This window comes from Paenimyroides viscosum (assembly GCF_003858535.1).
GTDB lineage: Bacteria > Bacteroidota > Bacteroidia > Flavobacteriales > Flavobacteriaceae > Flavobacterium > Flavobacterium viscosum.
On record NZ_RQTJ01000059.1, the window covers coordinates 1 to 6,683 of the forward strand.

Annotated in this window: 4 protein-coding genes; all 4 read left to right on the forward strand. The window is 33.0% G+C overall.

Annotated features, from left to right (window positions below; all coding sequences use genetic code 11):
* Positions 1-201: 201 nt before the first annotated feature.
* The 4 genes from EG242_RS14430 to EG242_RS14445 all read left to right on the forward strand — a co-directional run bounded on the left by EG242_RS14430 (position 202) and on the right by EG242_RS14445 (position 6,277).
* Complete coding sequence (locus EG242_RS14430) at positions 202-504, forward strand: hypothetical protein (protein ID WP_124900601.1); 303 nt, start codon at positions 202-204, stop codon at positions 502-504.
* A gap of 7 nt (positions 505-511) precedes the next feature.
* Positions 512-985: a hypothetical protein gene (locus EG242_RS14435; protein WP_124900603.1), complete on the forward strand. Its 474-nt coding sequence runs from the start codon at positions 512-514 to the stop codon at positions 983-985.
* Between the two features lie 148 nt (positions 986-1,133).
* On the forward strand, positions 1,134-1,847 hold the full coding sequence (locus EG242_RS14440; protein WP_124900605.1) for an IS1 family transposase: 714 nt from the start codon (positions 1,134-1,136) through the stop codon (positions 1,845-1,847).
* 500 nt (positions 1,848-2,347) lie between these two features.
* Positions 2,348-6,277: a response regulator gene (locus EG242_RS14445; RefSeq protein ID WP_124900607.1), complete on the forward strand. Its 3,930-nt coding sequence runs from the start codon at positions 2,348-2,350 to the stop codon at positions 6,275-6,277.
* Positions 6,278-6,683: the final 406 nt, after the last annotated feature.

Here is a 6,683-nt window from a genome sequence, read left to right on the forward strand (position 1 = left end):
TAGCTTAAAACATTATACTTCTAAATTACATAAATTACGCTAGGTTTATAGGGGTTAAAACACGAAGTACTAAGAAAAGCGATTGATAGTAAAACAAAAATTAATGTAACTATTAGCGATAAAACAGGTCCTGATAATGCTAAAACCGGAGAAATATGGTTTGGTAGAAATAAAGCTGTTGACTATGATAGAAAGAAAGATTTGATTTTTGAATCCGATATAACTATTTATAAAGGGACTTTTTCTAATTTGAAAAATGATGGAACAAAGGTATGGAGTTTTGGAACGCGAGGTAAAAGTGATTTGAAAAATCTTAAATACAGTGGTCTTTTAAATATAAATCAAAATATGGCAGGTGCTTTAGGGCATGAGTTAATACATACACTAGATCCTAAATCTTCAAGTGCTCTTTATCCAAAGTTACCTGAAAGTAGTATTGAATCTTTACCAGAATCGGTTGGTAAGCAAATACATTACGATTTAATGCCTAGTCAATATAAATAACAAAACGATGAGATTTAGATTAATTATAGTTCTTATTTTAATTTTTAATAATATAATGATTGCTCAAACTAAACAAGAAAAGTTAGAAATATGTTCTTACCTTATGGTTAATAAAGAAATTGATGAGGGTGTTTGTGAAATTATTTTAGAAAAAGGAAAGTCTAATTTATATATTGAGAAAATCACAAAAAAAAGACAAACAAAATTAGGGGAGGTGTTTTTTGTAAAATCTTTAATTTCAGGAGGAAGAAGCTATTTATATATCAAAAGTGACCAAGATATTTTATTACTCGGAAAATATAGAAATGGATTAGTAAATGATCTAAGGGAATTGGAGGATTTTACAAAAAAAAATGATTTTACGGAATATGATTTTGTTACTTTTACTGAAACCGTGATAAAATATTTATTATTGGTTCATAAAAATAATTCTTATATTGAAGAGTCGAACAAATTACATTATTTGCAATTAAAGAAATAATTCTAATCGGTAATGTATCAGAAGTGTTGATAGAATTTACAATGCTTCTAAACCGTGACTTTTTAAGCTAAAAATTAATAATTTCATAAAAATAAAGACGAACAATTGTTCGTCTTTTTTAATTTAAGTGGCTTAAAAACAGGTAAAAATGGTAAATAGTAGCACCTCGTGTATCAAATGTGTTGATGGAATTAATAGATGTATTTGCTGTTCGGGAAAATTGGTTAAAAACGGATTTTCAAAAGTTAAGAAACAACGCTATAAATGTAAAGAGTGTAATAAGACCATTGTTGAGAATTATACATACAACGCTTATTTGTCCCATATAAACAAACACATTGCGCTTTTGCTTACTGAAGGGATGGGGTTACGGAGTATAGCCAGAATTTTGCGGATATCTGTAACTACGCTATTAAAAAGAATAATAACTATTTCAAATACTGTAGATTTACCACTAATAACACCGGGAAGTAGTTATGAAATAGATGAATTGTGCACATTTGTAAAATGTAAAAGAAAACGTATTTGGATTGTTTATGCCTTTGAGAGAGAAACTAAAAAGATTGTCAGTTTTAATGTAGGAGCAAGGACTAATTTAACGTTAAGCAAAGTTGTACGTAAAGTACTAAAAGCAAAGCTAGTCGCTGTTTATACTGACAGATTAAAAAATTACAGAAGTTTAATACCTCAATGCATTCATAAAACCGTTCGTTTTGGAACAAACAATATAGAAAGGGAAAATCTCGCCTTGCGTACGCATTTAAAAAGATTGAGCCGTAAAACCATTTGTTTTAGTAAAAGTGAAATTGTGCTTAAAGCAGTTTTGCAGATTTATTTTGGTGGAAATCAAATCAATTTATAATAACCAATGGGTACATTTAGTTTTACATAATTATACCCATTGGATCTTATTTGAAAGAGAGTTCTTTAATAATCAAAGATTTGAATAAAACTAGAAATCTTTACGATTCTAAAAAGGATAATCATCTTTATACATGTTGGCTATTCGCTCCAAATGTTCAACAAAATGTTTCGATATGCGCTTGTGGTCAAGCTAAAAACGCTGTGTTTGAATATATAGAAATATTTTTACAAAATGCACAGAAAGCATTTAGCTTTAGAAAAATTAACCATAAAAGCGTATATCAATTTTGTCTCAAAAATAGTTGTAAGTTCAGTTTGGTGGTGCAATAAGGCTTTGTAATTGAAAACTAACAAAATACCCTTTCTGTAGGATTTTAAAAATGGAAATGATTAGATACTCTAAATAGTCGTATAAAGAATCCTTAAATATTATTGCAAATAAGTGATCGTGTTATAAAAATACATTGGATATTTGTATTTTTATATAAAAATAAGAATATGACTTCATATCAGGTAGGGGAAGATGAACATCAAAGACTGGAAAGTTTAAGATTTCATGAATTAGTGAATGTGAGTAAAGATCCTGAACTGGATATATTTGCAGAAGCAGCTTGTTTAATTACAAATTGTCCTGTGGCAATTATTGGTGTAATGGAGGCAGATCAGCAACGCATTCAAAGCTGTGTGGGTATGGATGTTGATTTTGTACCCCGACAAGAAACTGTTTGCCAATATACCATCATGAGTCGCGATGTGCTTATTATTGAAGATACCCTTAAAGATGAGCGAACCTCATCAAAAAGTATGATAATCGATGGTAATATCCGGTTTTATGCCGGCGTACCCTTATTAGATGAGAACGGTTTAGCTTTGGCTACAATCTGCGTGGTAGACTTTCTTCCAAAAACACTTTCAGACAACCAGATTGAAATGTTAAAGAATTTAAGCAAGGCAGTTACTAAAACATTACTTCGTAGAAGAGAAAATATTCAAGCTCAATACTTTTCTCAAGTTTTTGCTGTAACTAATAATCTGATTTGCGTTTTGAATACTGATCAGATGTTTATCGATGTAAATCCAGCTTTTGAAATATTGTTTAAACAAGATAAAGCCCAACTGGTAAATTTAAAGTTTGTCGAAGTGTTGGGGAAAAACAATAGTCTATTTGAAAAAATAGAACAATTATTTTTCGGTTCTGATGGTTTTACTACCACAACAATATCTACTGTAAATGATAATGATATTGATGATGAAAAGGTGGTTATAGAGTGGTTTTTTAAAGCCAATATTCAAAAAACAGAAATTATATGTTTTGGTCGCAATATTACCCAAGAGATGGAAGAACGCAGGAAACTGCAAAGCTCTGAACGACGTTTTAGAAATTTCTTTGAAAATGCGATCGGTCTTATGAGCATGCATGATTTAGATGGAAAAATACTTGCTGTAAACGAAAAAGGACGGGAAGTTTTAAATTATTCTAAAGAAGAAGTTAATGACCTTACGTTGCAGAAGTTGGTTCCGCCACAACAACTGCAGAATTTGAACAAATATATGCAACGTATTATTGAAAAAGGAGAAGATACCGGTGCAATGATATTGCGTACAAAAAACGGAAAAGATATTTACTGGATGTACAACAATATGCTGGAAACCGACGAGAACGGTAAACAGTATGTGGTAAGTACGGCATTGAACATGACCGAGCGGATACAGTTGGAGAGGGATCTGATCTATACCCAGAAGATTCTGGAGCAAACGAACAAAGTAGCCAGTGTAGGCGGTTGGGAAGTAAACCTAAAAACCAATAAGATATTCTGGTCTGAATCTACAAAAAAAATTCATCAAGTACCAGAGAATTATGTACCAGATCTTGAAAGTGCCATTGGCTTTTATGATGAAGAGAGTAAACCAAAAATAGAGCAGCTGTTCGCACGGGCAGTACAAGAAGGTATCCCTTACGACGAAGAGTTAAGGCTGAAAAGATTCGATGGTTCAGTGATATGGGTGCGGGCTAAAGGAGTTCCCGAATTCGAAGAAGGAGTATGTATAAAGGTATTTGGTATTATTAAGGATATCGATCAAACCAAGAAAACATTTTTGGAACTGGAAAAGAAGGAAGCTATGTTGCGGTCATTCGTAAATTACGTGCCGGCTGCAGTGGCAATGCTAGACAATAACTTAAATTATATATCGGTAAGCAAAAGGTGGCTGCAGGAGTTTCATGACAACAGATCCGATATCATCGGGAAAAACTTGTTTGACATAAATCCGAATGTTACTGATGAAAGAAGGGCTATTTATGCTAAAGCTCTTCAAGGGCAGGCGTACAAAAATGAGAACCAGCTGTTCGAAATACCGGGCGTATCTTCGCCGCAGCATTTTAACTGGGAGGTGATTCCATGGCATTTTACAAACGGAGCTATTGGCGGAGTGGTGATCTCAACCCAGAATATCACAAATTCTGTAAAAACAAATCAGGAATTAAAAGATGCAAAACGGCTGGCAGATCTTGCAAGCAAGGCTAAGTCTGAATTTCTTGCCAATATGAGCCATGAGATACGCACACCGCTTAACGGTGTCATCGGTTTTTCTGATCTGTTGCTTAAAACGCCTTTAACAGAGATGCAGAAACAGTATCTTAACTATATCAGCGATTCGGGTAACAGCCTGCTAAGCATTATAAACGATATTTTAGATTTTTCTAAAATAGAATCTGGGAAGTTAGAACTGTTTATAGATCGGTACAATTTGTATGATTTAGCAAACCACGTGGTAAACATTATTCTTTATCAGGCACAAAGTAAAGAATTGGAACTGTTATTAAATATTGAGCAAGGGCTCCCGAATACCATCTGGATAGATGAAGCCCGCATAAAACAAGTGCTAATAAATCTTTTAGGCAATGCTGTTAAGTTTACTGAAACAGGAGAAATAGAATTTGCTGTAAACAGGGAAAAACAAGACAGTGAGAAAATAACGTTACGTTTTTCTGTCAGGGATACAGGAATTGGTATTCCAATTGAAAAACAACAACGTATTTTTGACGCATTTACACAAGAAGACAGTTCTGTAAGTAAAAAGTACGGTGGAACCGGGCTGGGATTGACTATTTCTAATAATCTGCTTAAATATATGGGAACCAATCTTATGCTTGAAAGTGAAACGGAAAAAGGATCTGTATTTTATTTTGATATAGAGGTTCCGTATGAGATGAATGACGTTCAGGAAAATGATGGTGATATGTCAGAAATAGGCAGGGTGTTGGTTGTAGACGACAATCAGAACAACAGAACCATTATACAACACATGTTGGAATATAAAAATATTAAATCAGAAGTTGCCGCTAACGGTTTAGAGGCTATTCAACTATTAATGAACGGAGAACGATTTGATATGATTCTTATGGATTACCACATGCCCGTATTATCTGGTTTGGAAACAATTGAAAAAATAAAAGAGTTGTTTAAAATTCAAGGAGATATGATACCACTAATTGTACTTCATACCTCGTCTGAAGAAAATGAATTTATATCTGCTTTTAGAAAAGACGATAAATCATACTGCTTATTAAAGCCTATTAAATCAGATGAACTATATAGAACGCTGAACTATGCCGTAAAAGATTCTAAACAAAATATATCAAAAAAAGAAAATATTATTTCAGAAGAGGAAATGATAATAGAACAACCTATAACGGTACTTTTGGCTGAAGATAATCCGGTAAACAGAGCACTTAACAATAAAATGCTGCAACTAATTGCACCTAATGCGGTTCTTGTAGAGGTTAGTGATGGCAACCAAGCATTTTTGCGATGTACAGAAACAGTTTTCGATTTAATTTTAATGGATGTACAAATGCCGGTAATGGACGGTATAGAGGCAACAAGATCTATCCGTATGCTTCCAAATTATAAAAATATACCAATCATTGGCGTTAGTGCGGGTAATTCTGTAGGTGAAAAAGAAAGATGTCTCTCTGCAGGTATGTCAGATTTTCTTCCAAAACCCATCAGGCAAGCGGGCTTATTTAACGTAATTAGTAAAAATATTTTTATAGACACATGTGCAAGCAAGGCTTTAAATATTTTAGACACTTCAGATTTAATCGATAAAAAAATGATTGAAGAACAATTGGGAGATGATGAAGAATTTAAAGGATTCTTTATAAACCTTGTAATTCAAGAACTTATCAATACGAAGGACGAGTTACAAAAAATTGTTTCAGACTATGAAAGTTCTACTGCCAAAGGGTTTCTTCATAAGCTTAAAGGTACTTCTGGCACCTCGGGTTTGATAAAATTAACCGAAACTGCTACTTTTTGGGAAAAAGAGGTAGATGCTGATCCAGATCTGTATAAGATGGAAACTGAAATAACTAATGAAATTAATAAGGGAATAGAGATTTTCCGCCAAATGATAAAAAAATAAAGATATGTTGATCTTAATTGCCGAAGACCACGAACTTATACAGTTGAACATAAACTTAAAAAGAAAGATACGAAGTTCTAATTGCAGGTAACGAGAAAGGAGTAATTGATTTGATTAAAGTAACCAATATTGATCTTATCTGCCATTAGACCTTTTGGTAAAATATCTTAGTTATAATGCTTTCGGGTCTTTGCCAAGGAAGAGTTGTTCTGGAAGTATTTAATCTGGCTGCTGCAGACTTTTATGGTGAATCCATTCAGTCCAACCGAAATTATACAAAAAATAAAACGTTTAATAACGCAACAACAACAGTATGGCAAGGGTGCAGTTAATATGATCCACGATTGTAAATCGTCAGCAAAAAGTGGACAGTTTAGATACATAATTTAAGATAGTGTTTTCTAAA

Coding starts and splice junctions, on each gene's coding strand:
- EG242_RS14445 (WP_124900607.1), top strand. CDS start 2,348: ATGACTTCATATCAGGTAGGGGAAGATGAACATCAAAGACTGGAAAGT.
- EG242_RS14435 (WP_124900603.1), top strand. CDS start 512: ATGAGATTTAGATTAATTATAGTTCTTATTTTAATTTTTAATAATATA.
- EG242_RS14440 (WP_124900605.1), top strand. CDS start 1,134: ATGGTAAATAGTAGCACCTCGTGTATCAAATGTGTTGATGGAATTAAT.